A 1,500-nucleotide genomic window follows, 5' to 3' on the forward strand; every position below is an offset into this window, starting at 1 on the left:
ACCGCTAACGCCACATCCCTGCCGCTGATCGCCTTCCTGTACCCGAGTACCTCGGGTCTGCGCCTGCCGACGGACACCGTCGTCCGGCTCTGCACCGAGATCGAGCAGATCGTGGCGGTCAAGGAGTGGTCCAACGACATCGTGGCCTACGAGCGGAACCTGCGCGCCCTGCGCGAGCTCGACCGGCCCGTCGCGGTGCTGTCGAGCTTCAGCCGATCGCTGCTGGCGTCGCTGGTGCTCGGTGCCGACGGGATCCTGTCCGGGCACGGAAGCGTCGTCGTCGACCTGCACGTCGGGCTGTGGCGCGCGGTCGAGAAGCAGGACCTGGCCGAGGCACGGCGGATCTGGGACCGCATCCAGCCGGTCGCCGAGGCCTGCTACGCGGACCCGTTCCTGGACGGCCACAACCGGATGAAGGTCGCCCTCGCCGCGCTCGACCGCATCGACGAGGCGCATGTCCGCCCGCCGCTCCAGCCGATCCCGGCCGCCGAGCGGCAGGCCCTGCGCGAGGCCGTGGCCGCAGCGGGACTGGCTCGTGGCTGAGCAGGCGACCGCCGCACCGTCTCTCTTCGACCCGGTCCGGATCGGCGGCGTCGAACTCCGCAACCGCACCCTGCTGCCGTCGATGACCACCCGCCTCGCGGACGACGACGGCTTCGTCACCGAGGCGACGATCGCCTACTACCGGGCCCGGGCCGAGGGCGGGGTCGGGCTGGTGACCGTCGAGATGGCGTCGCCGGAGATCGCCGGTCGGCACCGGTTCCGCGAGCTCGGGATCTGCCATGACCGCTACCTGCCGGGGTTGCGGAGGCTGGTCGGCGCCGTGCACGCGGCGGGCGCCAAGGCTTCCATCCAGCTCGGGCACGGCGGCAGCCGGGCGCGATCGGTCGTCTCCGGCACCACGCCGGTGGCGCCGTCCGCCGTCCCGACACCGGTGTTCGAGATCGAGGCCGAGCTCGCCGTGCCCCAGGCGATGACGCGGGAACGCATCGCGGAGACCACCGACGCCTTCGTCGCCGCTGCCCGTCGGGCGCAGGAGGCCGGGTTCGACCTGGTCGAGCTGCACGGCGCGCACGGCTACCTGATCTCCCAGTTCCTCTCCCCGTCGGAGAACGTCCGCACGGACGAGTACGGCGGGTCGCTCGAGAACCGGGCTCGCTTCGGGCTCGACGTCCTGCGCCGGATCCGGGCGGAGGTGCCGGAGATCCCCGTCATCTTCCGGATCGGCGTCGAGGACTTCTTCCCTGGCGGTGTGGCCCTCGACGAGGGCATCCAGGTCGGACGCTGGGCTGCGGAGCTCGGCGCCGCCGCTGTCAGCGTGACAGCGGGGCACTACCGCTCGCTGCCGTCCGCCGAGCGGATGATCCCGCCGATGCGCTACCCGGCCGCGACGTTCGTCGAGTACGCGGCGCGGATGCGCAAGGAGGTCGACATCCCGGTGATCGGCGTCGGCCAGCTGGGTGATCCCGAGCTGGCCGCCCGGGCCGTCGCCGAGGAGGC

At 72.5% G+C, this 1,500-nt stretch carries 2 protein-coding genes; both read left to right on the plus strand.

The window, feature by feature from the left end; all coding sequences use genetic code 11:
* A partial coding sequence (locus PKE99_RS37490; protein WP_271215019.1) for a dihydrodipicolinate synthase family protein occupies positions 1-543 on the plus strand: 543 nt, incomplete at its 5' end.
* Positions 536-1,500, plus strand: a 965-nt coding sequence (locus PKE99_RS37495; RefSeq protein ID WP_271215020.1) for an NADH:flavin oxidoreductase, incomplete at its 3' end; no start/stop codon positions are given. The genes PKE99_RS37490 and PKE99_RS37495, both read left to right, overlap by 8 nt.

The sequence above is a fragment of the Pseudonocardia halophobica genome, from assembly GCF_027922425.1.
Taxonomy (GTDB): Bacteria; Actinomycetota; Actinomycetes; order Mycobacteriales; family Pseudonocardiaceae; genus Pseudonocardia; species Pseudonocardia halophobica.